A 26,015-nucleotide genomic window follows, 5' to 3' on the forward strand; every position below is an offset into this window, starting at 1 on the left:
GGACGTTACACGACGCTTGTAAAACGGTGCCGGGTGGCGCGGCGGCGGGCTCGCGCGCATGCTCGATTGAGTGATCGTTCGCGACGACGCACGGCCGCGCTCGCGCGCCGGTATCTTCCCGGCTGGGTCTGCCCGGGCGAATCATGCACAATACCGGGCATTCGAGAACCGGAGACCAGGCCCGTGGGAATCAATTTCGATTTGACCGACTTGCAGGCGTTTCGCGCGGTGGTGGAGCTGGGGAGCTTCCGTAAGGCCGCCGAATCGATCAGCATTTCGCAGCCCGCGTTGAGCCGCCGGATCGAGAAGCTGGAGGACGCGCTCGGCGTGCGGCTGTTCGAGCGCACCACGCGCAGCGTCACGCTGACGACCGTCGGTCGCGTGTTCGCGCCGAGCGCCGAGCAGCTGCTCGACGATCTCGACGTCGCGCTGCTCGGCATCCGCGACGTGTCGTCGAGCCGCCTCGGCCATGTGACGATCGCCTGCGTGCCGTCGGTCGCCTATTACTTCCTGCCGAACGTGATCGCCAGCTACCATCGCCGCTTTCCGCGCATTCGCGTCAAGCTGCTGGATGCGAGCGCGAACGAGGTGCTGAGCGCCGTCATCAGCGGCGAGGCCGATTTCGGCGTGAGCTTCATGGGCAGCCAGGAGCCTGAAGTCGAATTCCGGCTGCTGCTGCAGGAGCGCTTCGTCGCCGCATGCCGGCGCGATCATCCGCTCGCGGGCAAGAAGCGCGTGACGTGGAACGAGCTCTATGCGTACGACTACGTGTCGGTCGACAAGACCTCCGGCAACCGTCTGCTGCTCGATCAGGCGCTGACCGCCGTCGCGCCGCGCGCGGCGAGCGTGTGCGAAACCCGTCACGTGACGACCATGCTCGGCTTGATCGAAGCCGGGCTCGGCGTGGCCGCGGTGCCGTCGATGGCGATGCCGGGGCGCGACCATCCGGTGCTCACGAGCGTGCCGCTCGTCGAGCCGGTGGTCAAACGCCGCGTGGGGATCGTGAAGCGGCGCGGGCGCACGCTGACGCCGGCCGCCGAAGCGTTTCACCGCGCGGTGCTCGATGCGCGGCGCGGCGCCGCGGCCGGCAGCGAGGCGGCGGCATGATGCGCGCATCCGCTGCCGTTCTTGCATACGCGTCCGCAACCGCAACGGCGGAGCGCGCCGCGTCGTGACGACCGCAACACCGCTTCGTTCGTTGTACGTGCAGGTCCTGCTCGCCATGGCGCTCGGCGTGAGCGTCGGCCATTTCTGGCCGCACGCGGGCGCGCTGCTCAAGCCGCTCAGCGATGCCTTCGTCGGGCTCGTGCGGATGATGATCGCGCCGATCGTGTTCTGCACGATCGTGTCGGGCATCACGTCGCTGGCGAACGGCCGGGCGATCGGCCGCACGATCGTGCGCGCGCTCGCGCTGTTCTATCTGCTGACCGCGGCCGCGCTCGCCTTCGGGCTCGTCGCCGCGTTCGTGCTGCGCCCCGGCGCGGGCATGCACGTCGACGTGCATCACCTCGATCCGAACATCCTCGCGCCATACGCACGGCAGGCGCCGCCGCGCGGCCTGGTGGCGTTCGCGCTCGACGTGATCCCCGACACGATGCTCGGCGCGTTCCGCAACGGCGACGTGCTGCCGGTGCTGCTGCTGTCGCTGCTGTTCGGCTTCGCGCTGAATGCGCATCCGCAGGCCGGGCGGCCCGTGCTGGCGCTGATCGACGGCGTCGCGCAGGTCGTGTTCCGCGTGCTCGCGATGATCATGCGGCTCGCGCCGCTCGGCGCGTTCGGCGCGATGGCGTTCACGGTCGGGCGCTTCGGCATCGGCTCGGTCGGCTCGCTGACGTGGCTGATCGTGTCGTTCTACGTTGCCTGCATGCTGTTCGTCGCGCTGGTGCTCGCGCCGCTCGCGCGGCTGCACGGCTTTTCGCTGTGGCGGCTGTTGCGCTACATCCGCGAGGAGTTGCTGATCGTGCTCGCGACGTCGTCCACCGAGCCCGTGTTGCCGCGGCTGATCGTCAAGCTCGAGGCGCTCGGGTGCGACAAGGGCGTGGTCGGGCTCGTGCTGCCGGCCGGCTATTCGTTCAACCTGGACGGCACTGCGATCTATCTGACGCTCGCCGCGCTGTTCATCGCGCAGGCGTGCGACGTGCCGCTGTCCGCGCCGCAGATCGCCGCGCTGCTGGCGGTGATGCTCGTCACGTCGAAGGGCGCGGCCGGCGTGTCGGGCAGCGGGCTCGTGGCGCTCGTCGCGACGCTCGTCGTGATGCCCGACCTGCCGGTCGCGGGCGTCGCGCTGCTGGTCGGCATCGACCGGTTCATGTCCGAGGCGCGCGCGTTGACGAGCGTAATCAGCAACGCGTGCGCGGTGATCTTCGTGGCGTCGTGGGAAGGCGCATGCGACCGTGCGCGTCTCGTGCGGGTGCTGAGCGGCGCCGGGACGGCCGGCGCGGACGAGGCCGAAGCCGGCGCGTAGTGCGCGTAGTGCGGCGGGAAGGCGGGAAGGCGGGGAAGGCGGGGGAGAGCGGCGGGAACGCGGCGTCGTGCCCGCGCCCGCCGCACGTGCTCAATGCGCGGACACCGAATCCAGCCCGGTCGACTTCACTTGCGGCTGCACGTCGGGCGACGCGAGATAGTCGAGCAGCGCCTTCGCTTCGGCCGGATGTTGCGCGCCGATCGGGATGCCGGCCGCGAAGCGCGTGACGGACTGCAGCGCTTCCGGAATCTTGCCGACGTAGGTCGCGCCCTTGACGGGCAGCAGCTCGCTGACCTGCTGGAAGCCGATTTCGTAGTCGCCGTTCGCGACCACCGAGGCGACCGGAATCCGCGGAATCATCTTCGCCTTCGATTTGACCTGGTCCTCGATGCCGAGCTTCTTGAACAGCTCGCGCTCGATGTAGACGCCGCTCGCGCTGTCCGAGTACGCGATCGATTTGGCATGCAGCAGCACCTGCTTGAGGCCGTCGGCCGTGCCGATGTCGGGGGTCGGCGCGCCGGCGCGCACCACCATGCCGATGCGCGAATCGGCCAGCTCGACGCGCGAGCCGGCGATCACCTTGCCTTGCCGGATCAGGTCGTCGAGCGCGTAGCCGACCATGATCACCGCGTCGGCCGGCTCGCCGCGCGCGAGCCGGTTCGGAATCGCCTCGGCCGACTTGCCCATCGACGGGCCGAGCGCGGTGTCGAGCGTGTTGCCGGTGTGCGCTTCGAACTGCGGGCCGAGCAGCTTGTAGGCGGCCGTGAAGCCGCCCGAGCTCATCACGTGCAGCTCGGCCGCCTGCACGGTCGTGGCGAGCGCGGCGGCGGCGACGAGCGCGCTCGCGCAGAGGGTGTGGAACAGTTTTTTCATGGTCGTGTCGATCGTCGTGGTCGAGCGGTGTCGGGGCAGCGATGCGGCTGCGGATTTCAGTGCGTCAGTGCGCGGGCGTGAGCGTCGCCGGCTGGCGGCGATACAGCGCGAAGGTCGCGAGCAGCGCGCACACCGCGGCGAGGCTCATCCAGTAACCGGGCGCGGCCTTGTCGCCCGTCGTATGGATGAGCGCGGTCGAGATCGCCGGCGTGAAGCCGCCGAACACGGCGGTGGCGAGGCTGTAGGCGAGCGAGAAGCCCGCGACGCGCACTTCGACCGGCATCACTTCCGTCAGCGCGACGACCATCGCGCCGTTGTAGATCCCGTACATGAACGACAGCCACAGCAGCACGAGCAGCATGTTGATGAACGACGGCGCGTGAGCGAGCAGCGACAGCGCCGGATACGCGGTGGCGATCGCGAGCAGCGTCATGCCGACGAGCAGCGGGCGGCGGCCGATGCGGTCCGACAGCGCGCCGCCGATCGGCAGCCACACGAAGTTCGACACGCCGACGCACAGCGTCACGAGCAGGCTGTCGGCGGTGCTCAGGTGCAGCACCGTCTTGCCGAAGGTCGGCGCGTAGACGGTGATCAGGTAGAAGCTCGTGGTGGTCATCGCGACCAGCATCATCCCGGCGATCACGACGCCCCAGTTGCGCGCGAGCGTGGCGAACACTTCCTTCATGCCCGGGCGATGCCGGCGCGCGGTGAACTCCTGCGTTTCCTGGAGATTGCGACGCAGCATGAAGATGAACGGGACGATCATGCAGCCGACGAAGAACGGCACGCGCCAGCCCCACGCGGCGATGGCCGACGTGCTGAGCCAGTGATTCAGCGCGAAGCCGAGCGCGGCCGCGACGACGATCGCGACCTGCTGGCTGGCCGACTGCCAGCTCGTGTAGAAGCCCTTGCGGCCGGGCGTGGCCAGTTCGGCGAGATAGACCGACACGCCGCCCAGCTCGGCCCCGGCCGAGAAGCCCTGCAGCAGCCGCCCGGCCAGCACCAGCACCGGAGCCAGCATGCCGATCGTCGCGTAACCGGGTACGAACGCGATCAGGATCGTGCCGCTCGCCATGATCGCCAGCGTGACGATCAGGCCCTTGCGGCGGCCGACGTCGTCGATGTACGCGCCGAGCACGATCGCGCCGAGCGGACGCATCAGGAAGCCGGCGCCGAACACGGCGAAGGTCATCATCAGCGACGCGAATTCGCTCGCGGCCGGAAAGAACACCGCGGCGATCTGCGTCGCGTAGAAGCCGAACAGGAAGAAGTCGAATTGCTCGAGGAAGTTGCCGGCCGTCACGCGGAATACCGCGGCGGCCTTCGAGCGTCCGGTCGAAGGGCTGGACGAGGGATGCATCAGGGTGTCTCCAGGAAAGCGGGAAAGGCGCGGGGCGCGATCGATTGTTGTTTCGCCAATGTTCGCCCGGAGACGGCAAAACGAGAAGTGCGATTTTTGCAGCGATTGATGTTGTTTCGTTATCAATCGGCGCGCGCGCCGAGGACGGCACCAGGACGAAAAAAAGCCCCGCATTGTGCGGGGCAGGTCGGCTCAACTGCCGCCGAATCCGGATGACGCGTCAGTTTCAGTGATGGCCGCGGGTGCGCGGGTCGGTCAGATCCTCGGTCGGGTCGGTCAGCCCGAGCTCGTCGCTGGCGCTCCAGTACGGCGTGCTGCCGTAGTACTCGTGCAGCGGCTCGGCCCATTGCGGGTCGGCCATCGCCGGCCAGTGATCCTTGTCGAAGCCCGGCGCGTTCTTGATCCGCTCGGACGACACCGACAGCAGGAAGCACTTGCGTTCGGTGTCGAGCGTGAGCGCGCTCCACGGGATCGCGAGCAGCTTGTCGCCGATGCCGAGCAGGCCGCCGCTCGACAGCACGGCGTACGCCACGCGGCCCGAGCGCACGTCGAGCATGATGTCCTTGATCTTGCCGACGTCGTCGCCGTCGGTCGTGTAGACCTTGTTGCCTTCCAGCGTGTCGGCGGCCATCACGTCGGGACCGGGGCCGGCTGCGGTCGCCGCGCCCTTGCCGATGATGCGGGCTTGTCCTTGGTCGGTAGTCTGCATGGTTGTCCTCCTGGCTGTGTAGGCGCGACCGTGCCCGGGATGGGCCCTGCGGGTCGCGCGGGTGGTCGGGCGGGGCGCGCGCGCCCCGTCACGTCTGCTTCGGTTGCGACACGCCTTCCAGCGTGTTGGCTACTTCGTCGCGCGCGGGGCTGGCCGTGCGCGTCGCGATGTCCGCGAGCGACAGCATGCCGACCAGCCGCTTGTCGTGGTCGACGACGGGCAGCCGGCGCAGCTGCGCGTCGGCCATGTAGTGCTGGATCTCGTCGAGCGAATCGTCGACGAAACACCATTCGATCGGGCCCGACGCGACTTCGTGCACGCGCGTTTCCGGCGGCTTGCCCGCCGAGATCGCACGCACGGCGAGATCGCGGTCGGTGACCATCCCGATCAGCCGGTTGTTGTCGCACACCGGCAGCGCGCCGATGTCGTAGCGCTCCATCAGTTGCGCGGCATGACGGATCGAGTCGGTCGGCGCGATGCGCACGACGTCCTGCGACATGATTTCGTTGACGCGATGCATTGCGGTCCTCCTCGCGAATTGGGAGCCGGGTCATGCGCTGCCGCAAGCGGCGTGCCGCGGAGTGCGCGTCGCCCGGCCAGGGTCATTCGTCGCGGCGCTTGGCCGGGTCCTGCCAGGGGCCGTCGTCATGCGTGCCCGGGGGCGTGTCGGGGTCGATGCGCGTGACGCCGCCGGTCGCGGGCGGGTCGCTCGCCGGGAACGTGTCCTCGAGCTGCTCGTCGATGTGGCGCTCCGAGTGGCCCGTCTTGGTCTGATCCTGGTCCTTCAGCGGCGGCTGCGGGTCGGGATGCCGCTCCTGTTCCGGCGTATCGATGCCGGCTCGGGTCGAATCGCTCATGGCGTGGCTCCGTATCGTTGGCGTTGACGTGCCGGTGGCGCAACCGGCGTGCCTGCAACGCGCGGCGGCACACGATTTGCCGTCTGCGTGGCAGAGGACCACGCGCGGCGCCGCACGCACACACGCACACGCAGTCCACACGCAATCGAGCGGGAGGCACGATGACCATTCCAAAACGACGACCCGGAGTGCGCTACGAAGTGAACGTATGTGGCGGCGGCTTCGATTCGGTGAAGAGCCACTTCAGCGCATGGAAGCGGGAGCCGCTGATTTACCGGCCCGAGCGGCGGATGTTCGAGGGCAAGGCCGACGTGCGGCCGCTCGACGAGACCTTCGGCTCGACCGAACCGGCGCGGTTCGCGCTGCAGACCGCGTGCGAGCCGGCCGACGCGTATGCGCTCGCCGCGCGGGTGCGCGACGACGGCCGCGAGCTGTGGCTCGTGATGGCCGCGTACGAGAGCTAGCGCGATGCCGTTGAAAGAATTGCAGCGCGCGGTGTAGGGAAGACATGGAATGCGATCGCGCCGCGGCGCGCGGCGGCGGGCGGCCCGTCAGGACGCGCGTGTCGCGGCGGCATAGCGCTTGCGGGCCTTTGCGAGCCTTAGCGGGCCTGATGATCGCGCGCACGCGCGACAGCGGGCGCCGCCATGTGGAGATCGGCGCCGCTTGCGCCGACACGACGCGATGAACGACTGCCTATGAACCCGATCGTTATCCGAGAGCTGCATCGCCCCGAGCCGCCGATGCCGGACGTCGAGCCGGAGCCCGAGCCGCCCGCGCCGACCGAGGTGCCGCCCGGCGTGCCGGAACCGTACCAGGATCCCGAGGGCGACCCACCCGGGCACCCGCCGCCCGAGCGTGAGCCGCCGACCCGCGAGCCGTCGATCCGGGCGCGATGGGCGCGATGGGCGCGGCGGGCGGTGAAATCCACAACGTTGATGGAGGTCCCACGATGAATATCCGCGTGAAACCCGGCATGTTGCGCGACGTGGCCGAGACGCTCGGCCGTCATTTCGACGCACGCGAGATGCCGTTTCATGTCGAGGAGCGGCCGGCCGGCGCGCTGCATATCGGCTTTCGCGTCGACGGCCATCCGGCGTCGCTGACGGTCACGTTCGACGCCGACGCGTTCGCCGCGCTGGAACACGCCGGCGTCGGGCGGCAGCGCGGCGCGCTCACGCGCGTCGCCGCCGAATTCGACACGATGATGGCGCGCCGCGCGCCCACCGCGTATGCGGGCGATTTCCACTTCAACCGGCTCTGAGCCGGGCCGTTCAGGCCGGCGCGGTGCCGGCCACTTGTCACGGAGGATTCGATGAAACCGATCCAGACGATACGCGTGGGCGCCGTTGCGTTCGCCGCCGCGTGCGCGCTGGGCGCATGCATGCAACCGCGGCCGAACGACGCCGCCCACGCTGCGCCGCCGGCGCCTCCGGGCGCGCACGGTCCGCAGCCGACCACGACGATGCCGGACGCGAACACGCGTTACGACACGCGGCCGTCGCCGCACAACACGCTGCCGGCCGGTGCTGCCGGTGGCGAGCCGGCCGACGTGCCGCCGCCCGGACCGAACGGCGCAGAGGGCGACGCGCCGCTGCCGGGCACGCCGCCGCCGATGCAGTACTGAGGCGAGCGGTTGGTGCTGCGGGGTGGGAGCGGGCGGGACGGGGGCGCACGTGACGCATGACGCGCGCACGGCTCACGGCGCACGGAGGGCGCGCCGGACCCGCGGGATGCGCGAGAAGCGCGAGAAGCGCGAGAAGCGCGAGAAGCGCAGGACGCGCTCGACACAAGAGGCGCAAGAGGCGCAAGAGGCGGAAGACGCGCGGCCGCCAACAACGTAGCCCCCAGCGCGCGCCCAGCGCGCCACGCCCTCCGTCGCCGTCCCCCAAACCCCCGCCGCGCGCCCCCCGCCCCCGCAACCCCCGTGCCCCGCCCACCCCCGAACTTCCCGCCGCTTGTAAAAAAGCGGTCTCACGCGCCGCCCGCGCCAGGGTACGAACCCTTGAGAGCCGCGCCGGACGGCGCTTTGCCGTACTGGCACGGAAGCTGCATCGATTCCCGCATACGAATTCCGCACACCGTCAGGAGGACATCGATGTCAGTCACGCTTGCGCTCCAGATGCGACAGCACCTGGCACTCACGCCAAGGCTTCAGCAGTCGCTTCGTCTGCTGCAGTTGTCTTCGCTGGAATTCCAGCAGGAATTGCGGCAGGCGCTCGACTCGAATCCGTTTCTCGAAGATGGCCAGGGCGACGACGAGGCGCCGGCCGATACACCCGAACATACCGCCGAGGCGGCCCCGCAGGACACCGCGGCCGAACGCGACGACGTGCGCGCGCCGGACGGCGACGTGTCGTACACGGCGGCCCCGACGATGCGCGGCACGGGCCGCCAGGGCGAGGATGGCGGCGATCTGTCGCCGGGCGAATGGATGGCCGCCGAGCCGTCGCTGCATCGGCATCTGCACGACGCGCTGCGGCTCTATCCGCTGAACCGCCGCGATCGCGAGGCGGCGCGCATCGTGATCGACGCGCTCGACGAAGACGGCTACCTGCGGCAGGAACTCGGCGATCTGCTGGGCGCCGCCGATCCGGCGCTGCTGGTGTCCGAGCAGGATCTGGCGGTCGCGTTGCGGTTCGTGCAGATGCTCGATCGGCCCGGCATCGCCGCGCGCTCGCTGTCCGAATGCCTGCTGCTGCAGCTCGACGCGATCCCGGCCGGCACGCCGGCGCTCGCCGAAGCGAAGGCGATCGCCCGCGACCACCTCGAACGGCTCGCGCGCCGGGAAACGGCGGAGATCCAGCGGCGCGTCGGCTGCAACCAGCAGACGCTGCAAGCCGCCTGCGCGCTCGTGCGCGGGCTCGATCCACGCCCCGGCAATCACTACGGCAGCACGCGCGGCGACTACGTGGTGCCGGACGTGATCGTGCGTCAGGTGCGCGACGAATGGATCGTCACGATCAACCCGGCCGTGCTGCCGCGCGCGCGTCTGCACGAGCGTTACGCGACGTTGTTCGCGCAGTCGAGCGGCGAGCGCGATTCGCCGCTCGGCCAGCAGCTGCAGGAAGCGCGCTGGCTGATCCGCAACGTGCAGAAGCGCTTCGACACGATCCAGCGCGTCGGCGAATGCATCGTCGCGCGGCAGCGCGACTTCTTCCGCTACGGCGAGATCGCGATGAAGCCGCTCGTGCTGCGCGACATCGCCGAGGAGCTCGATCTGCACGAATCGACCGTGTCGCGCGCGACGGGCAACAAGTACATGGCCACGCCGCACGGCACCTTCGAGTTCAAGCATTTCTTCCCGCGCAAGCTCGAGGCAGCCGGCAAGGGCGTGTGCTCGGCATCGGCCGCGAAGGTGCTGATCCGCGACATGATCGCGGCCGAGCGCCACACCGATCCGCTGTCGGACGTCGCGCTCGCGCAGAACCTCGCGGGGCGCGGCATTCTTCTTGCGCGCCGTACCGTGACCAAGTATCGCCAGGCGATGAAGATCCCGCCGGCCGAGATGCGCCGGCGCGACGCCGCATGACGATACCGTTCGAACTGCGCGCGGCCCGCGAGCCGCGGCCACCGCGCGCGTCACCGAAAGGAGGCAAGCGATGCCAGCCAAATCCCAGGCACAGCAGCGCGCCGCGGGGGCCGCCCTGTCGGCCAAGCGCGGCGACACGAAAATGAAGGATCTGAAGCCGCCGTCGAAGTCGATGGCCAAATCGATGAGCGAGAAGGAGCTCGAGAAAATGGCCTCGACGCCGACTCACGGCAAACCCAAGCACAAGCACGATTCTTGACCGCGGCGAGCGCGCCGCCGGTCACCGTCAACCAGGAGGAATTCATGCTTCGATACGCTGTCATCTTCTTCGTCATCGCGATCATCGCCGCCGTGTTCGGCTTCGGCGGCATTGCGGCCGGGGCGGCCGAGATCGCGAAGATCCTGTTCTACATCTTCGTCGTGATCTTCCTGGTCACGCTGCTGCTGGGCGTCGTGCGTAGATGACGGACGCGCCCGACCGTTCGCAGCGCATCGCCGAACTCGAACATGCGCTCGCGAACGGGTTTCCGTCGCAGTCGACCCTCGTCGTCCACGCGGACGACGCTTCGGGCCGGCTGACGATCCAGGTGTCGTGGGTGCGCGTGCCGGCCGACGAGCGCGCACGCCAGTGGCGCTGCGTGGTCGACCTCGGCTTCGCGCCGGACGTGCTTGCGCGTTACGCGTCGCTCGGCACGGCCGACCGCCTGCGCGTGCGCACGCACGTGTGCGACCTCGCACGCCGCGCGGTGGATGACCAGAAGCCGCGCGTCGAGGATGCCGAGATCGAATGCCGCGTCGCGGTGGACGTGACGCGCGCCGAACTCGACGACGCATTGCGCGCGCCCTGACGCCGCACCCGCGGCCCGCCGCGCCATCGCGCGCGGCCGCGCCGGCTCGCGCCGCCCCGGCGCGGGCCGTTTTCCGTAGCGGCGACACGCCGTCACGTGCACGTCGTCGCTCCTGACCGAATCGATACGAGGATGCCTGCATGACGAACTCCGCTCCATCCGGCAGCCAGCCTTCCGCCGCACCGCAATCCGACAGCGCGAAGGCGCGTCAGCTCGACGAGCACCGTCAACACCCTGACGGCGAGGCGTTGCGCACCAACCAGGGCGTGCGCATCGCCGACAACCAGAACACGTTGCGTGCCGGCGCGCGCGGCCCGTCGCTGCTCGAAGACTTCATCATGCGCGAGAAGATCACGCACTTCGATCACGAACGGATCCCCGAGCGTGTCGTGCATGCGCGCGGGTCGGCCGCGCACGGCGTGTTTCGCGTCTACGAGTCGATGGCCGACTACACGAAGGCCGCTTTCCTGCAGGACCCGGCGGCCGAGACGCCGGTGTACGTGCGCTTCTCGACCGTGCAGGGCCCGCGCGGCTCGGCCGATACCGTGCGCGACGTGCGCGGCTTCGCGGTGAAGTTCTATACCGAGGAAGGCAACTACGATCTGGTCGGCAACAACATGCCGGTGTTCTTCATCCAGGACGCGATCAAGTTTCCGGACTTCGTGCACGCGGTGAAGCCCGAGGCGCCGAACGAGATGCCGACCGGCGCGTCCGCGCACGACACGTTCTGGGATTTCGTGTCGCTCGTGCCCGAGACCACGCACACGGTGCTGTGGCTGATGTCCGACCGCGCGCTACCGGCGAGCTATCGCGCGATGGACGGCTTCGGCGTGCACACGTTCCGGTTCGTCAACGCGGCCGGCGCCGAGCATTTCGTGAAATTCCACTGGCGGCCGGTGAGCGGCGCGTACTCGCTGTTGTGGGACGAGGCGCAGCGCATCGCCGGCCACGACCCGGACTTCAACCGCCGCGATCTGTGGATGGCGATCGAGCGCGGCGACTATCCGGAGTTCGAACTGGGCGTGCAGCTGATCGACCCGGCCGACGCGCGCAAATTCGACTTCGACCTGCTCGACCCGACCAAGCTGGTGCCGGAGGAGCTCGTGCCGGTGAAGCCGATCGGCCGCATGACGCTGAACCGCAACCCGGACAACTTCTTCGCCGAAACCGAACAGGTCGCGTTTCATCCCGGTCATGTGGTGCCGGGCATCGACTTCACGAACGATCCGCTGCTGCAAGGGCGGCTGTTCTCCTACACCGACACGCAGCTGAGCCGGCTCGGCGGCCCGAATTTTCACGAGCTGCCGATCAACCGGCCGCTGTGCCCGTTCGCGAACAATCAGCGCGACGCGATGCACCGGCAGACCATCGCGGTCGGTCAGGCGTCGTACGAGCCGAATTCGCTGAACGGCGGCTGGCCGCGCGAGACGCCGCCGGCGCCTGCCGGCGGCGGCTTCGAGACGGTGCCCGAGCCGCTCGAAGGCACCAAGGTGCGCGTGCGCAGCGAATCGTTCGCCGACCATTTCTCGCAGGCTGCGTTGTTCTACCAGAGCATGACCGACATCGAGCAGCGGCACATCAGCGATGCGTATTGTTTCGAGCTCGGCAAGGTCACGAAGCCGGAGATTCGCGCGCGCGTCGTGAACGACATCATCGCGCGATTCGACGCGGGGCTCGCCGCGGAAGTGGCCGAGCGGCTCGGCTTGCCCCCGCCGCAGACCGCGACGACGCCGGCCGTCGCGCGCCTCGCGCCGTCGTTGAGTCTGGTCGGCCGCGCGAAGCCGACGATCCGCTCGCGCAAGATCGCGCTGGTCGCGACGCCGGGCGTGAGTCAGGCGCTGGTCGACCAGGTGCGCAGCACGCTGGCGGCGGCGGGCGCGGTGCCGACCGTCGTCGCGCCGACGCTCGCGCCGATCGGCAGCATCGTGCCGCAGGCGACGCTCGCCGGGATGCCGTCGGTGATGTTCGACGCGGTGTTCGTCTGCGGCGGCGACGGCCGCGAACTCGCGCACAACGCCGACGCGTGTCACTTCGTGCGCGAGGCGTTCAAGCACCTGAAGCCGATCGCGGCGGTCGGCTCGGGCCGTCAGCTGTTGAGCGCCGCGCATTTGCCGGACCCGGCCGAAGGCGTGTGCGTCGGCCACGTGGCCGATCTCGACGCGGTGCTCGGCGCGTTTTCCGGCGAGCTCGGCCGGCACCGCGTCTGGGCGCGCGAGCAGCAGGCGGCCGAGCTGCCGGCGTAGCGCCGCACCGCGCGCCCGGCTCGCGCAGACGGGCGCGCCTGCGGCAAGGAGGAACAGGGATGCCACCGCGGATGATATGGAAAGGCGCGATCAGCTTCGGGCTGGTGCACGTGCCCGTGCAACTGTTCCCGGCGACGCGCACCGTCAAGCCGTCGTTCCGGATGCTCGACAGGCGCTCGATGGACCCGGTCGGCTACCGGCAGATCAACAAGCGCACCGGCAAGGAGGTCACGCGCGACGACATCGTGCGCGGCTACGAGTACGAGAAGGAGCGCTACGTCGTGCTGACCGACGACGAGATCCGCTCGGCGAATCCGGAATCGACGCAGACCGTCGACATCCTGACCTTCGTCGACGAGGACGCCGTGTCGTTCCTCTATCTCGACACGCCGTACTACCTCGTGCCGGACCGCAAGGGCGAAAAGGTCTACGCGCTGCTGCGCGATGCGCTGAAGGACAGCGGCAAGATCGGCATCGCGCTGGTCGTGATGCGCGATCGCCAGCATCTGGGCGCGCTGATTCCGGTCGGCCCGCTGCTCGCGCTCGATACGCTGCGCTGGCAGGACGAGCTGCGCCCGCTCGACGAGCTGTCGGTGCCGGCCGACGACGCCAAGCGTGCCGGCGTGACCGCACGCGAGTTCGAGATGGCGAAGAAGCTGATCGACGACATGTCGGGCAAGTGGACGCCCGACGAGTATCACGACACGTTTCGCGACGACATCCTCGAGCTGGTCGAGCGCAAGGTGCGCGCGGGCAAGATCGAGGAGATCGAGGAGCGTCCGGCCGAGACCGGACGCACGGCGACCAACGTCGTCGATCTGACCGAGCTGCTCAAGCGCAGCTTGCGCAGCGGCGATGGCGGCGGCGGCCGTGCCGCGCGCGCGCGCGATGCGGAGGACGACGGCGAAGCGGATGAGGCGGACGCCGCGCCGCGCGGCGGCGCCCGGCGCAAGCCCGCCGCGAAATCGGCGTCGAAGGGCGCGGCCGCGAAGTCAGCCGCGAAGCCCGCGGCGAAGCGGCCGGCCGCGAAGCGCGCGTCGGCGGCCGAGCATGCGACGAAGAAGACTGCCGCGCGTCGCAAGCACGCGGCCTGACGGTGCGCGATCCAGTTCACGCGAGGTGACGCGATGGCAGGCAAGCTCGATCCGTATCGCCGCAAACGCCATTTCGACGCGACGCCCGAACCGGATGGCGCGGGTGCGCGGCGGCGCGCGAAGCCGCAGCCGCAGCCCGATGGGCGTGCGGCCCCACGCCGGCCGTTGCGTTTCGTGATCCAGGAGCACCATGCGCGGCGGCTGCACTACGACTTCCGGCTCGAACTCGACGGCACGCTGAAATCCTGGGCGGTGCCGAAGGGACCGAGCTTCGATCCGGCGGTGAAGCGTCTGGCCGTGCACGTCGAGGATCATCCGGTCGAATACGCGTCGTTCGAAGGGCAGATTCCGGCCGGCCACTACGGCGCCGGCTCGGTCGTCGTGTGGGACGAAGGCACGTGGACGCCCGACGGCGGCGTCGCAGGCGCGCGCAGCGGCTATCGTGCGGGCAAGCTGACGTTCCGGCTCGATGGCGAGAAGCTGCACGGCGGCTGGGCGCTGGTGCGCAGCGGACGGCAGGAGGGACGCCAGGAGCAGTGGCTGCTGATCAAGGAGCGCGACGAAGCGGCGCGCAGCGCCGATGAATTCGACGTGGTCGGCGAGCGGCCGGGCAGCGTGCACGACGGTGAGGGCGGGGCGTCGTCGGCGGCAGGCGGCGCGGGACGGGACTCGCACGATGCGACGGCGCGCGCGGGCGGCGGCGGCAAGCGTGCCACGCAAACCGGCAAGCGCGCCGCGCGAAGCGGCGAGTGCGCCGATGACCGCGATCGCGCCACCGCACGCGCGCACGTTCGCGATGGCGACCGCGCCGCGGCCAGCGACCGTGCTGCCGCAAGCGACCCCGGCGCCGCCAGCGTCCGAGCTAGCGCCGGCGACGCCGACCGCACCCCTCGCCGTACGCGTACTCCCGACCGCGCATCCGCCGGCGACCGCGACCCCTCCACCGTCGAAGGCGCCGTGCGCGCGCCGCTGCCCGAGCGCATCGCGCCGCAACTGGCGACGCTGGTCGACGCGCCGCCCGCCGACGCCGACTGGCGCTACGAGCTGAAATTCGACGGCTACCGGATCCTCGCGCGCATCGCGGGCAAGGGCGCGCGTCGCCACGTGAAGCTGATGACGCGCGAAGGCCGCGACTGGACCGCGAAGCTGCGCGCGCAGCGCGATGCGCTCGCGGCGCTGCCCGTCGACGACGCCTGGCTCGACGGCGAGGCCGTCGTGCTCGGCGCGAACGGCCTGCCCGACTTCCAGGCGTTGCAGAACGCGTTCGGCGCCGGGCAGTCGGACGACGTCACGCTGTTCGTCTTCGACCTGCCGTATCTCGACGGTTACGACCTGCGCGATGCACCGCTGGCCGCGCGCCGCGCGCTGCTCGAGCCGCTCGTCGCCGACAGCGACCCAACCAGGCTGCGCTTTTCCCCCGATCTCGGCGACGACGTCGCATCGCTGATCGCGAGCGCCTGCGACACCGGCCTCGAAGGGCTGATCGGCAAGCGGGCGGAATCGCGCTATCGCGGCGGACGGTCGGCGGCCTGGATCAAGCTCAAATGCCGGCGCCGGCAGGAATTCGTGATCGGCGGCTACACCGAGCCGTCGGGCAGCCGCCACGGCTTCGGCGCGCTGCTGCTCGGCGTGCACGACGCGCCGCCGGCCGGCAAGCGCTCGCGCGCGGCCGCGCCGCTGCGCTACGTCGGCCGCGTCGGCACCGGCTTCGACGCGCGCGCGCTCGACCGGCTCGCGGCGCTGCTGCGCCGGCACGAGCGCGACACGACGCCGTTCGAGCCGGCGCCGCGCGAACGCACGCGCACGCGCGTGCACTGGGTCGAGCCGACGCTCGTCGCCGAATGCGAATTCGCGGAATGGACCGGCGACGGCATCGTGCGGCAGGCCGCGTTCATCGCGTTGCGCGACGACAAGCCGGCGACGCAGATCGTCCGCGAAATGCCGAAGCATGTGGAAACGGAGGGAGCGATGGAGCGACAGCACAGCACGCCCGACGCGGGCCATGAACGCAAGCGCGCGTCGCGCGCCGCCGACGATACGGGCAAGCGCAAGCCAAACGCGCGCGCGAGCGCGTCCGCGCGCAACGCACGTGAGGACGGCGACGCGGAGCTGTCCGGCCGCGTGCGCATCACGCATCCCGAGCGCGTGCTCGACCCGGCGAGCGGCACGCGCAAGATCGACCTCGCACGCTACTGGCAATGGGTGGCGCCGTGGCTGCTGCCCGACCTGAAAGGGCGGCCCGTGTCGCTCGTGCGCGCACCGGGCGACATCACCGGCGAGCTGTTCTTCCAGAAGCACGCCGAGCGCCGCGAGATTCCGTTCGTCACGCAGCACCCCGGGCTCGATCCCGGGCATGGGGCGCTGCTGTCGCTCGACAGCGTCGATGCGCTGCTCGGCGCGGCCCAGATGGGCACGATCGAATTGCATACGTGGAACGCGCACGCATCGAACATCGAGCGGCCCGATCGCATCGTGTTCGACCTCGATCCCGATCCGGCGCTGCCGTGGAGCGCGATGATCGAGGCCGCGCAGCTGGTGCGCGGGCTGCTCGACGAGCTCGGCCTGCGCTCGTTCTGCAAGACGAGCGGCGGCAAGGGGCTGCACGTCGTCGTGCCGATCACGCGGCACATGGGCTGGGACGACGTGAAGGCGTTCTCGCGCGCGCTCGCGCAGCACGTGGCGGGCGCGCTGCCCGAGCGCTTCACCGCGACGATGGGGCCGCGGCACCGGCGCGGCAAGATCTTCATCGACTACCTGCGCAACGGCCGCGGCGCGAGCACGATCGCCGCCTACTCGGTGCGCGCACGGCCGGGGCTGGGCGTATCGGTGCCGCTGCACTGGGACGAGGTGCCCGACACGACGGGCGGCGCGCAGTGGACCATCGACACGCTGCACGAGCGCCTCGACCGCTTGAAGCGCGACCCGTGGGAAGGCTACGACGACACGCGCCAGCGCATCACCGCGCAGATGCGCGCGCGGCTCGACGGGGCGTGACGCGTTCAGCGGCGACGCTGCTGCAGCCGGTAATACCAGTCCATCAGCGGCGTCGCGGAGATGCCGTGCGCGATCACCGACGCGGACACGACCGCCAGCACCGGCGCCGCGAGCGGACGCACGGCGCTCGACGGTCCGTGCTCGAGCGCGAACAGTAGATAGTAGAAGGAGCCGATTCCGCGGATGCCGAACCATGCCATCAGCCGCCGCTGCGCCGGCGTCGCGCGTGAGCCGGCGAGCGTGAGCGACACCGCGAGCGGGCGCACGGCGAAAAACAGCAGCGCCGCGAGCGCCGCCGCGCCCCACGTGACGAGCGGCGCCGTCAGCGTGCCGAGCACGCTGCCGATCATCGTCATCACGACCGCTTCGGCGATCCGTTCGAGTTCGATCGTGAAATCGAGCACCGATTCGGTCATGAACGCATGCACCTTCTCCGGATGCTTCTCGGTCGCGACCACGTCTTCGGAGTCGATCCGGCCGATCACTTCGCGCGGCCGCCGGCCGCCGCTCGCGCGGTACTCGACGCGGCGCATCGCGACGCCCGCCGCGAAGGTCGCGATGAAGCCGAAGGTCTGGGCGAGCTGTGCGGCGCCGAACGACAGCACGATCAGCGCCAGCGCGAAGAAGCCCTCGAAGCCGAGCGCCTGCGCATAGCGCGTGCGCAGCCAGCCGATCGCGCGCGTCGCGCTGGCGCCGAGCACGCCGCCGATCGCCGCCGCGCCCGCCGTGCCCCACAGCGCGGCCAGCAGGAACGTTCCCGACAGCGCCGGCTGCCCGTGCGGCATGTCGGCCGCGCCGCACAGCGCGAGCCCCGCGAGCGCGAACGGCAGCGCGATCCCGTCGTTCATCCCGCCTTCGCCGGACAGCGCGAAGCGCACGAGATCGCGGTCGCCCGGATCGTGCACCTGCACGTCGTGCGCGAGCACGGGGTCGGTCGGCGCGAGGATCGCCGCGAGCAGCAGCGCGGGGCCCCAGCCGAGCCCGAGCGCGAGCATCGCGCAGCCAGCCAGCAGCGGCACCGTGACGATCATCGCGAGCAGGCCGAGCCGGCACGGCACCAGCCACAGCTTGTCGGACAGCGGCACGCGCAGCCGCAAGCCGATCGCGAACAGCGACACCAGCAGCGCGATCTCGACGATTTCGCGCAGCAGCGCCGCGTCGCGTTCGATGTCGAGATGGAGCAGTCCCGCGCCGGCCGGGCCGAGCGCGATGCCGAGCGCGAGATAGATCATCGCGCTGCTGCAAGGCAGATGGCGCAGCGCCGAGGTCGCGACGCCCATGCCCATCAACACCGCGCCGACGATCAGATACCAGAGGGTTTCATGCATGCGAAAACGGGCAGTGGGAGAGGGAAAAAGGCGTGCGGTCACGGCTTGCGGCCGAACGCCTCGCGCAGTTTCCGCTTCGCGCGCTCGAGCGTCGCGCGACGGGTTTTCGGCAGGTTGCGGCCCGCGCGGTTCACATAGAAGTTCAGCATCGACATCGCCGACTGGAACGGCGTCGCCTTGCGGCGGCGGCTGTGCTCGGCCGAGCGCTTCAGCGACGCGGCGATCTCCGCCGGATCGTCGGACTGGAAGATGTGCGGCTCGAGGTCGAGGGCGTCACTTTTTTGCATCACGTCGGCAGACCAGCGGTTGCGGTGCTGGGGACCGTTGCTGCGCGCGCGGCCGGGGCGGCGCGACGCGCGTTTGCCGTGCGGCGGTGAAGCGGAAGCGGAAGGCATGGCGGCGACTCCGTAAGGGATCGGATGAACGGACGCGGGGCCGCAAGTGGCGTGCCGGCCGACGACGACGGCACGGGCCTTGCTGATTCGTCTGCGCATGAACGTTCCACGACAGCGGTTCCATTGAGGGAGAACGCACCATGAAGTCAGCATCCGAATCGAAATCTGCCGCCCGCCGTCTGGTCGCGTGCGCAGCCGTCGCGCTCGTCGCCGCCGCGCCGGCCGCGTGGGCGCAGAACTCGCAGCGCGCGGACCACGGCACCGGCGCGCCGATCCTGTCGCCGCCCGATACGTCGGCGCAGGACGGCGGCAGCGGCATGTCGAACGGCAACACGGCCGCGCCGCCGCCTGCGACGCGGATGAACGACGCACGCGGCAAACGTTCGCACGCGCGGCCGCATGTACGTACCAAGCCGGGCGGCCCGAGCGCAGCCGGTAAGGGTGGTAGCGGCGGTAGCGCGGGGATGGGCGGCGTGGGCGCGGGTCAGGCCGGCACCGGAGCCGGTGCAGGCGCCGGCCGCTCGTCGGGCGCGACCGGCTCGGGCGGCGGCGGTGCGGGCGGCACGGGCAGCGCGGGCTCCAGCGGGTATTGACGCGCTCATTTGACGACCACGGTGTCGCGTCGGCGTAGCCGGCGCGGCGCGATGGCGGGGCCGGCCGCGCAGCCGGCGCGCCGCCGCCACGCAGGAGGACATCATGCACTCGAATCATTGGAACTCGTTCGACCCCAACGACCTCGACGCGGACGACATCGATACCGACGATCTCGACACGACGGTGCGTCTCGACGTCGAAACCGGCAGGATCATGTTCCATGCGGCCTGGGCGTCGGCGCCCAACGCGTCGCCGATTGCCGCGCGGCACTCGGTCATGCTCGCGCTCGACTGCGACACGATGGAGCGCTACGCGAACCTCGACGAAGCTGCGCGCTTGCGCGTTCACGCGATGCTGCACGACAGCGTGCAGGCGACCCTCGAGACGTTGCCCGACACCGGCGACGAGATGACGCTGACGGTCGAGCTCACCGATGCGATGCTCGACGTGGCGCGCCATTTGCAGTAACCCGGTAACGCGATACTCGCGACACGTGCGACACCTGGCCGACGTCGCATGTCGATGCGTCGCCGGCCGGCCGCAGCGCGCGTTACACCGCGTTGCAATGTTTGCAGAGCACGCGGAGCGGCACCGCGACCAAAGTCGCTTGGGCGAGCGACCGGCATGGCGATTGCTGCGCAAGCTGCACGGCACGATGGGTGCCGCAACGCGGTAACACGACAGGGAGCGATCCATGAGCAACAAGCTGGACCAATGCAAGGTGGCGATCCTCGCCGTCGACGGCTTCGAGGAAGCCGAACTGGTCGAACCGCTGCGCGCGCTGAAGGCCGAAGGCGCGCAGGTCGACGTGATCTCGCAGCAAGCCGGCGAGATCCAGGGCTTCCGGCACGTCGACAAGGGCGAGCGCGTGAAGGTCGATCGCACGTTCGACGACGTGCGCGAAGGCGATTACGACGCGGTGGTGCTGCCGGGCGGCGTCGTGAACGGCGACGCGATCCGCATGCTGCCGGCCGCGCGCGAATTCGTGACCGCAGCCGTCGGCGGCGGCAAGCCGATCGCGGCGATCTGCCACGGCGGGTGGCTGCTGGTGTCGTCCGGGCTCGTCAACGGCCGCACGATGACGAGCTGGCCGAGCCTGCAGGACGACATCCGCAACGCGGGCGGCAAGTGGGTCGATCAGGAAGTCGTGCGCGACGGCAATCTGATCACGAGCCGCAAGCCCGACGACCTGCCCGCGTTCAACGGCGCGCTGGTGCAGTGCCTCGCCGCGCGGGGAGCCTGAGCGATGGCTTCCTCCGAGCGCCGCGTGACGCTGACCGATGCGCCGCCTGAATTCGACGGCGCGGCGCTGCAGTTGCGCTTCGTGATCGACGTCGACGGCAAGCCGCAGACGGCCGCGATCAGCGTGGAAGCGCTGGAAGATCATTTCGGCGCACGCTCCGCGCTGGAAGCCGACTTGCGCGACGCGTTCGAGCGTGGCCGTGTGCGGATCCAGGCGGCCTGCGCCGAGCTGCTGGCGAACGGCGAAGGCGTCGTCGAGCTTCACAGCGGTTATTTTCGCGTGCGCGAGACGGTCGTCGGCGAGGCCGCGCGCGCGGGCCTCGAGCGCGCGCGCCGGTCGTGAGCGACGCGCTGCACCGCGCGGCGACGGCCGGCGTGGCGGCGTGGCGGTGAAACCGTCGGCCGTTGTCCCGCGGCATTACATGGCGTTGAAAACTTTGCACCGGGGCGCGCGCAGCCCGTGGCGACAGACCACGCCGCACGCGCGCTGTGCGCCGATCTCGCGCTTCATGGCGGTTGGCACGATCCCTGCATGTCCCTATAGCTGCGGCGCGCGCCTGCGCGCCCGCGCCGACACGAGGCGCGCGCCGCACCGTATGAAGCCGTCCACGGGGGAAATCAAACATGCTGACCGCACATGAATTCGCTGCACTGTTCCTGGTGCATCGCGCACCGGAACAGATCCAGCTCGACCGCGACGACGTCGTCGCGTTGATGGAACGGGAACTGATCGAGTTGCAGCCCGACGGGTCGGGCGCACACCGTCCTGCGTTGACCGCCGGCGGCTTGACGATGGTCCGGAGCGTGCAGCGGCACGACGACCGGCGGGTCGACGGCTTCGAGCTGTAACCCGCGCGCCGCGCGCTGCCGGCCCGCGCCTCAACGCGCGATCGCCACGGAATCGTTGACCTTCACGACCGGCGGTTCGCCGTCGAACGGCGGCGCGTGCACGAAGCGGTCGATCACGCCCGGCTCGAACACCAGGCAGCAGGTCGAGCCGCCGAACTGGAAATATCCGATCTCCTCGCCCTTGTCGACGCGCTGCCCCGGCACCACCTCGATCACGCACGACGACACGTCGCCCATCCCGATGAACACCGCTGCAATGGTGCCGATGCCCGGATCGTCGCTGTCGATCGCGACGATCGCGCGCGCGGCCACGGCCGTCATATAGCCCTGCGAGTCGTTGAGCCCGGCCGGGTCGGGGCCTTCCGCTTCGGCGACGGAGTAATACGCGCCTTCCACGCGGTACGCGTGCGTGACGGTGCCGCGCACCGGCGCATGCCAGCGGTGATAGTTGTACGCGGCCAGATAGGCCTGATAGATCTCGCCGCCGACGAAGCGCTCGGTCAGCGGCTGCCACGCCGGCGTGAAGATGTCGCGCAACGAATACGGTTGCCCCTTGATCCAGAACGTGTCGCGGATCTTCACGTTCGACGCGGTGTGGTACGGCGTGGATTCGCAGGGGCTGACGATCACGTGTGAATCGCCCGGCGCCGCGACCGGCCGCATCCCGGCGCGAAAACGCCGCGTAAAGAAGTCGTTCCACGAATCGAAGCCCCAGTGCGGCTGATCTTCGCGGTACTCGAACTGCGACAGACCGAGGCGCTGTTGCGCGGCCTCGCAGAACCAGCCGTTCGGCGCGGATGTGTCGAGATGCGCGCGCGAATGCGGACCGCCGAGAAAGTCGCACCACACGTTCAGCACCTGCTTCAACTGCGCGTTGACCGCCGCGTCGCGAAACACCGCATGGCCCGACGGCATGCACATCGGCCAGTCGAGGAACGCGTTCACCGGACACACGATCAGGCTCGTTTCGCTGAACGGCGGCGCGTACGTCATCAGATGGTCGAGCACCGTCGTCAACTCGCCGATCGATGCGTAGCCGAGCCGGCGGCCCGCGGCGCGCGCCTCGTCGATCGCGCGCGTGAGGCCCATGCGCAGCACCGCGTTATCGTCGAACAATTGCGCGAGCGCCTGCACGGCCGGCGTACGCAGCCGTTCGCCGGCCTGTGTGCGCGCGTCGCTCGCGAGCTTTTCGCGGTACGCCGCCATCTGCGCTTCCTCTCCGGCCATCCAGGCGCCGAGCCGGCGTCGCGTCGAGGGTGGCGTGCTGCGGTCTGTCGGCATGGTTACCTCCGTAACGAGTTGCGATAAGGCGCTCATAGCAAGCCGCTTGCCCGGCCATCGGCACCGGAATTGCTGCTCCAGGGAGCAGCGTTTCCTTCACCGACCCAAGGAGGGCACCCATGACTGCAGCTTCCGACATGCAACGGACCGACGATCGAACCGCGAGCGGCGAGCACTTTCCCGGCGGGCAACGCACGGTCGCACCGACCCGCACGCGAGCGCGGCTGCGTGCGGCCACGTCGCGCGACGCGGCGCAACGCAAGGAGCGCCCGGACGGCCAAGGGGAAATCGCCACGAGCGGCGATCACGATACTGGCGAGCCGCTGTGGGAGGACGATCGCCCAGCGATGCCGCCGGAGGAATGGTCTTAACGGGCTCGGACAGGCAAGCGGGCACTTTTTCATGACGCAGGGCTGATTCGCCGATAACGTGCCTGTCGCGGCCGAAAATTTCACTGAAGTTTTTGCGCCGCGCACCGATATATCAGGTCGGAGACAAAATTCCTGCCATGACGGGACTGGCCCCATATTCGAACAGCCGGGACTGAGAGCCGGTTGCGTGTAGTGCTGCGCTTCTTGCCGTCTTATTGCCCTTCGATGAAGTTCGTCCTGTTATCTCGTGCTCCCGCTGCGGTCCGGCGTTGGTGGCAACGTCACGTCGTCGACGGCGCCCGTCTTCCCGTCACGCTCGGGCTCGCCTTCGTGGGGCTCGCGATGTTCGCGTCGGGGCTCGGCTACATCACGATCAGCCACAACCGGCTGAATGCGCAGCGCGTGCATGCGCTGCACGCGCGCAACGACATCGACGCGCTGCAGGCGCTCTATCTGCGCGCCAACGCCGACTTCCTGCAGGGCTTCGGCAGCACGCGCGCGGCGTCGTTCGCGTGGCCGGTCGAGCGCGTCGGTGCGGCCGTGGCCGCCTTTCGGCGCCTCGAGCAGAGCTATGCCGGCGACCGCGGCGGCATCGAGACCATCCACGCGCTGCGTCAGGAAACCGCGCGATGGGCGTGGCTGCTCGCCGAAATCACGGTCAACGCGCAGGTCGCAGGCGGTCGCGCGTCGGTCGACAGTGCCGGCTTGCTGGAGGCGAACCGCCTGCTCGCGCAGATCATCGGCCAGCTCACGGCGCTGCGCGAAGGGCAAACCCGGATCCTGCGCGCGATGTCCGACCGCGCGAGCCGCAACGAGGCGATCGAGGGCAGCGTGCTGGCGCTGTCGTCGCTGCTCACCTGTGCGCTGCTCAGCTACGCGTTCGTCGCGCGCTACCGCGCGCGGCTCGAACGGCAGCGCGGGCGTCTGGTCGCCGCCGAGAACGAGCGGCGCTTTCGCCAGTATTTCGAGCACCATCCGCTGCCGATGCTGATTTTCGACGTCGAGACGCTGGCCATCATGGCCGTGAACGTCGCCGCGGCAGCGCAGTACGGCTATCCGGCGGGCGAGCTGTGCCGGCGCGACATGGCGTCGCTGTACGCGCAGGCCGATATGCCGGCGTTCCTGCGCGATCTGCAGCATCTGCGCACGTCCGGCACGGGCAGCGGCTCGGCCGGCATTTGCCGGCACCGGCGCAACGATGGCCGCGCGATGTACGTCGATCTGTCGTATCACTTTCTGACGTACACGAAGCGCGACGCCTGCTTCATCACCGCGATCGACGTGACCGAGCGCAAGAACGCCGAGCTGGCGCTGCGGCTGCGCAGCCGCGCGCTCGACGCGATCGGCAACGGCGTGCTGATCACGCGCATCGAAGCGGGCGAGGAGATCGTCGAATATGCGAATCCCGCGTTCGAGACCATCACCGGCTACACCAGCGCGCAAGTCGTCGGCCGCGACCATGCCGGCCTCGCGCGTGCCGGGCAGCAGGGGCTGCTGTTCGAGCAGATGGCCCAGGCGCTGGCCGCCGGCAGCGCGGGCGCACGGCTGCTGCGCAGCCGGCGGGCCGACGGCTCGGCGTTCTGGGGGCAGCTGTACGTCGCGCCGGTGCGCGACGATCTGACGTATCACATCTGCGTGATCAGCGACCTGACCGAGCTGATCGATTCGCGCGATCAGCTGGTGAGGCAGGCGCGGCGCGATGCGCTGACCGGTTTGCCGAACCGCGCGACGCTGCGCGAGCTGATCGAGCAGGCGGTGGCGGAGCAGCGCGCGTTCGCGCTGCTGTTCATGGACGTGGACCGGCTCAAGGACATCAACGACAGCCTCGGCCACGGCGCGGGCGACCGCCTGCTGCGCGAGATCGCGCAACGGCTGTCCGGTTGCGTCGGCGACGACGGCACGGTGACGCGCTACGGCGGCGACGAGTTCGTCGCGATGCTCGGGCGCCCGGACGACGGCGACCGGCTGCCCGCGCTGCTGCGGCGCATCGCCCGTGCGTTGGAGCGTCCGGTGCAGATCGGCGACGCCCAGTCGCGCGTGCAGTTGAGCATCGGTGTCGCGTGCTACCCGGCAGACGGGCTCGATGCGGAGACGCTTCTGAAGCACGCCGATCTGGCGATGTACCAGGCGAAGGCGCGCGGCCGCAACACCGTCGAGCTGTTCCAGCCGTCGTTCGCGGAAGCGGCGGAGCGGCGTATCGCGCTGTCGCACCGGTTGCGCGCCGCGCTGGAGCACGATGGCTTCGAGCTTGCGTACCAGCCGCAGATCGACGTGCGCACGAGCCGCGTGAGCGGCGTCGAGGCGCTGTTGCGCTGGCACGACCCCGAGATGGGCGCCGTGAGCCCGGCCACCTTCATCCCGCTTGCCGAAGATATCGGGCTGATCGGGCAACTGGGCGAGTGGGTGCTGCGCAGCGCATGCGGACAGGCGAAGCGCTGGGCGGACACGTTGCCGGCGTTGCGCGTGTCGGTGAACGTATCGCCGCGACAGCTGGCGAGCGGCGACTTCTGCAGCGTGGTGCGGCGCGTGCTGGATGCGTCCGGGCTGCCGGCTCATCAGCTCGAGCTCGAGATCACCGAAGGCGCGCTGGTCGCGCCCGGTGCGCTGCCCGCGCTGCGTGCGCTGAACGAAATCGGCGTGCTGATCGCGATCGACGATTTCGGTACCGGGTATTCGAGCCTGTCGTACCTGCGCACCTTCCACGCCGACCGGTTGAAGATCGACATGTCGTTCGTGCGAGGCATCGGCACCAACTGCGCCGACGAGGCGATCATCCGCGCGATCCTCGCGCTCGCTCGCAGCCTGCATTTCGAAGTGGTGGCCGAAGGCGTCGAACGTTCGGACCAGTTGTCGTTCCTGGTCGCCGAGGGCTGCCCGATCGTGCAGGGCTATCACTTTTGTCGCGCGGTGCCGGCTGCCGAGATTCCGACGTACGTGCGGAGCTTCTCGATGCTGTCGACGGCGTGACAGTGAGGCCGCGC

28 protein-coding genes are annotated in these 26,015 nt (G+C 69.8%); 20 read left to right on the plus strand and 8 right to left on the minus strand.

Translation table 11 applies throughout. The annotated features are described in order from the left end of the window. The first annotated feature begins 183 nt into the window (after nucleotides 1-183). Together MBR110_RS24695 and dctA are read left to right on the plus strand one after the other, a co-directional pair. Nucleotides 184-1,107, plus strand: a complete 924-nt coding sequence (locus MBR110_RS24695; RefSeq protein ID WP_014725684.1) for a LysR family transcriptional regulator — start codon at nucleotides 184-186, stop codon at nucleotides 1,105-1,107. Between the two features lie 64 nt (nucleotides 1,108-1,171). Continuing rightward, a complete protein-coding gene (gene dctA / locus MBR110_RS24700; protein ID WP_081053385.1) occupies nucleotides 1,172-2,464 on the plus strand; it encodes a C4-dicarboxylate transporter DctA in 1,293 nt (430 codons plus the stop codon). 90 nt (nucleotides 2,465-2,554) lie between these two features. Here dctA and MBR110_RS24705 read toward each other — a convergent pair whose 3' ends face one another. From MBR110_RS24705 to MBR110_RS24725, 5 genes are all read right to left on the minus strand, one after another. Further along, nucleotides 2,555-3,337 carry a substrate-binding domain-containing protein gene (locus tag MBR110_RS24705; protein WP_175901113.1) on the minus strand — a complete coding sequence of 261 codons (783 nt, stop codon included), beginning with the start codon at nucleotides 3,335-3,337 and terminating at the stop codon, nucleotides 2,555-2,557. 64 nt (nucleotides 3,338-3,401) lie between these two features. Further along, complete coding sequence (locus MBR110_RS24710; protein WP_014725687.1) at nucleotides 3,402-4,697, minus strand: MFS transporter; 1,296 nt, start codon at nucleotides 4,695-4,697, stop codon at nucleotides 3,402-3,404. 226 nt (nucleotides 4,698-4,923) lie between these two features. Then, nucleotides 4,924-5,406: a PRC-barrel domain-containing protein gene (locus tag MBR110_RS24715; RefSeq protein ID WP_011879870.1), complete on the minus strand. Its 483-nt coding sequence runs from the start codon at nucleotides 5,404-5,406 to the stop codon at nucleotides 4,924-4,926. An 88-nt stretch (nucleotides 5,407-5,494) separates the two neighbouring features. Further along, the gene (locus MBR110_RS24720) at nucleotides 5,495-5,926 is read right to left on the minus strand and encodes a CBS domain-containing protein (RefSeq protein WP_011879871.1); all 432 of its coding nucleotides are present in this window, start codon (nucleotides 5,924-5,926) and stop codon (nucleotides 5,495-5,497) included. Between the two features lie 82 nt (nucleotides 5,927-6,008). After that, nucleotides 6,009-6,263 (minus strand): hypothetical protein, encoded by a 255-nt coding sequence (locus tag MBR110_RS24725; RefSeq protein WP_181709630.1) that lies wholly within the window; start codon nucleotides 6,261-6,263, stop codon nucleotides 6,009-6,011. Nucleotides 6,264-6,424: 161 nt separating this feature from the next. Between MBR110_RS24725 and MBR110_RS24730 the strand changes: the two genes are divergently transcribed. The 11 genes from MBR110_RS24730 (at nucleotide 6,425) to ligD (ending at nucleotide 16,974) form a co-directional block, all read left to right on the plus strand. Further along, on the plus strand, nucleotides 6,425-6,727 hold the full coding sequence (locus tag MBR110_RS24730; RefSeq protein WP_011879873.1) for a hypothetical protein: 303 nt from the start codon (nucleotides 6,425-6,427) through the stop codon (nucleotides 6,725-6,727). A gap of 234 nt (nucleotides 6,728-6,961) precedes the next feature. Then, complete coding sequence (locus tag MBR110_RS24735) at nucleotides 6,962-7,219, plus strand: hypothetical protein (protein ID WP_181709631.1); 258 nt, start codon at nucleotides 6,962-6,964, stop codon at nucleotides 7,217-7,219. Continuing rightward, nucleotides 7,216-7,527, plus strand: coding sequence for a hypothetical protein (locus MBR110_RS24740; RefSeq protein ID WP_034192847.1), 312 nt, complete (start codon nucleotides 7,216-7,218; stop codon nucleotides 7,525-7,527). The genes MBR110_RS24735 and MBR110_RS24740 overlap by 4 nt, the downstream gene beginning before the upstream one ends. Before the next feature lie 51 nt (nucleotides 7,528-7,578). Further along, nucleotides 7,579-7,890 carry a hypothetical protein gene (locus MBR110_RS24745; RefSeq protein ID WP_011879875.1) on the plus strand — a complete coding sequence of 104 codons (312 nt, stop codon included), beginning with the start codon at nucleotides 7,579-7,581 and terminating at the stop codon, nucleotides 7,888-7,890. Nucleotides 7,891-8,361: 471 nt separating this feature from the next. Next, a complete protein-coding gene (locus tag MBR110_RS24750) occupies nucleotides 8,362-9,795 on the plus strand; it encodes an RNA polymerase factor sigma-54 (RefSeq protein ID WP_034192846.1) in 1,434 nt (477 codons plus the stop codon). 70 nt (nucleotides 9,796-9,865) lie between these two features. Beyond that, complete coding sequence (locus MBR110_RS24755) at nucleotides 9,866-10,054, plus strand: DUF3008 family protein (protein WP_011879877.1); 189 nt, start codon at nucleotides 9,866-9,868, stop codon at nucleotides 10,052-10,054. A gap of 44 nt (nucleotides 10,055-10,098) precedes the next feature. Then, on the plus strand, nucleotides 10,099-10,260 hold the full coding sequence (locus MBR110_RS24760) for a DUF1328 domain-containing protein (RefSeq protein WP_034192901.1): 162 nt from the start codon (nucleotides 10,099-10,101) through the stop codon (nucleotides 10,258-10,260). Next, a complete protein-coding gene (locus tag MBR110_RS24765) occupies nucleotides 10,257-10,643 on the plus strand; it encodes a DUF3022 domain-containing protein (RefSeq protein WP_034192845.1) in 387 nt (128 codons plus the stop codon). The genes MBR110_RS24760 and MBR110_RS24765 overlap by 4 nt, the downstream gene beginning before the upstream one ends. Nucleotides 10,644-10,783: 140 nt before the next feature. Next, nucleotides 10,784-12,886: a catalase HPII gene (gene katE, locus MBR110_RS24770; RefSeq protein WP_034192844.1), complete on the plus strand. Its 2,103-nt coding sequence runs from the start codon at nucleotides 10,784-10,786 to the stop codon at nucleotides 12,884-12,886. A 59-nt stretch (nucleotides 12,887-12,945) separates the two neighbouring features. Continuing rightward, on the plus strand, nucleotides 12,946-13,980 hold the full coding sequence (gene ku / locus MBR110_RS24775; protein ID WP_060042800.1) for a non-homologous end joining protein Ku: 1,035 nt from the start codon (nucleotides 12,946-12,948) through the stop codon (nucleotides 13,978-13,980). 33 nt (nucleotides 13,981-14,013) lie between these two features. Beyond that, a complete protein-coding gene (gene ligD, locus MBR110_RS24780) occupies nucleotides 14,014-16,974 on the plus strand; it encodes a DNA ligase D (protein WP_181709632.1) in 2,961 nt (986 codons plus the stop codon). A gap of 5 nt (nucleotides 16,975-16,979) precedes the next feature. On the opposite strand, the gene MBR110_RS24785 is transcribed toward ligD, so the two are convergent. Further along, nucleotides 16,980-18,302: a cation:proton antiporter gene (locus tag MBR110_RS24785; RefSeq protein ID WP_059459641.1), complete on the minus strand. Its 1,323-nt coding sequence runs from the start codon at nucleotides 18,300-18,302 to the stop codon at nucleotides 16,980-16,982. A 38-nt stretch (nucleotides 18,303-18,340) separates the two neighbouring features. Beyond that, on the minus strand, nucleotides 18,341-18,697 hold the full coding sequence (locus MBR110_RS24790) for a DUF3175 domain-containing protein (RefSeq protein WP_046427226.1): 357 nt from the start codon (nucleotides 18,695-18,697) through the stop codon (nucleotides 18,341-18,343). 140 nt (nucleotides 18,698-18,837) lie between these two features. On the opposite strand from MBR110_RS24790, the gene MBR110_RS24795 reads away from it, so the two are divergent. From MBR110_RS24795 to MBR110_RS24815, 5 genes are all read left to right on the plus strand, one after another. Then, nucleotides 18,838-19,290, plus strand: coding sequence for a hypothetical protein (locus MBR110_RS24795; RefSeq protein ID WP_181709633.1), 453 nt, complete (start codon nucleotides 18,838-18,840; stop codon nucleotides 19,288-19,290). 103 nt (nucleotides 19,291-19,393) lie between these two features. Further along, on the plus strand, nucleotides 19,394-19,759 hold the full coding sequence (locus MBR110_RS24800) for a DUF3022 domain-containing protein (RefSeq protein ID WP_014725702.1): 366 nt from the start codon (nucleotides 19,394-19,396) through the stop codon (nucleotides 19,757-19,759). 226 nt (nucleotides 19,760-19,985) lie between these two features. Then, nucleotides 19,986-20,534, plus strand: coding sequence for a type 1 glutamine amidotransferase domain-containing protein (locus tag MBR110_RS24805; RefSeq protein ID WP_014725703.1), 549 nt, complete (start codon nucleotides 19,986-19,988; stop codon nucleotides 20,532-20,534). A 3-nt stretch (nucleotides 20,535-20,537) separates the two neighbouring features. Continuing rightward, on the plus strand, nucleotides 20,538-20,876 hold the full coding sequence (locus MBR110_RS24810) for a DUF1488 domain-containing protein (RefSeq protein ID WP_060081425.1): 339 nt from the start codon (nucleotides 20,538-20,540) through the stop codon (nucleotides 20,874-20,876). 281 nt (nucleotides 20,877-21,157) lie between these two features. Then, entirely contained in the window at nucleotides 21,158-21,382 is a 225-nt protein-coding gene (locus tag MBR110_RS24815) for a hypothetical protein (RefSeq protein ID WP_011879887.1), read from the plus strand. Nucleotides 21,383-21,412: 30 nt separating this feature from the next. Here the strand turns inward: MBR110_RS24815 and MBR110_RS24820 are convergent, their stop codons facing one another. Continuing rightward, on the minus strand, nucleotides 21,413-22,663 hold the full coding sequence (locus tag MBR110_RS24820; RefSeq protein WP_181709634.1) for a phosphatidylserine decarboxylase family protein: 1,251 nt from the start codon (nucleotides 22,661-22,663) through the stop codon (nucleotides 21,413-21,415). Between the two features lie 119 nt (nucleotides 22,664-22,782). Between MBR110_RS24820 and MBR110_RS24825 the strand changes: the two genes are divergently transcribed. Next, nucleotides 22,783-23,034 (plus strand): hypothetical protein, encoded by a 252-nt coding sequence (locus MBR110_RS24825; RefSeq protein WP_059897196.1) that lies wholly within the window; start codon nucleotides 22,783-22,785, stop codon nucleotides 23,032-23,034. Nucleotides 23,035-23,259: 225 nt separating this feature from the next. After that, a complete protein-coding gene (locus MBR110_RS24830) occupies nucleotides 23,260-26,001 on the plus strand; it encodes a putative bifunctional diguanylate cyclase/phosphodiesterase (protein ID WP_181709635.1) in 2,742 nt (913 codons plus the stop codon). The last annotated feature ends 14 nt before the right edge of the window (nucleotides 26,002-26,015 follow it).

This window comes from Burkholderia sp. MBR-1 (assembly GCF_013822785.1).
GTDB classification, from domain to species: Bacteria; Pseudomonadota; Gammaproteobacteria; order Burkholderiales; family Burkholderiaceae; genus Burkholderia; species Burkholderia vietnamiensis.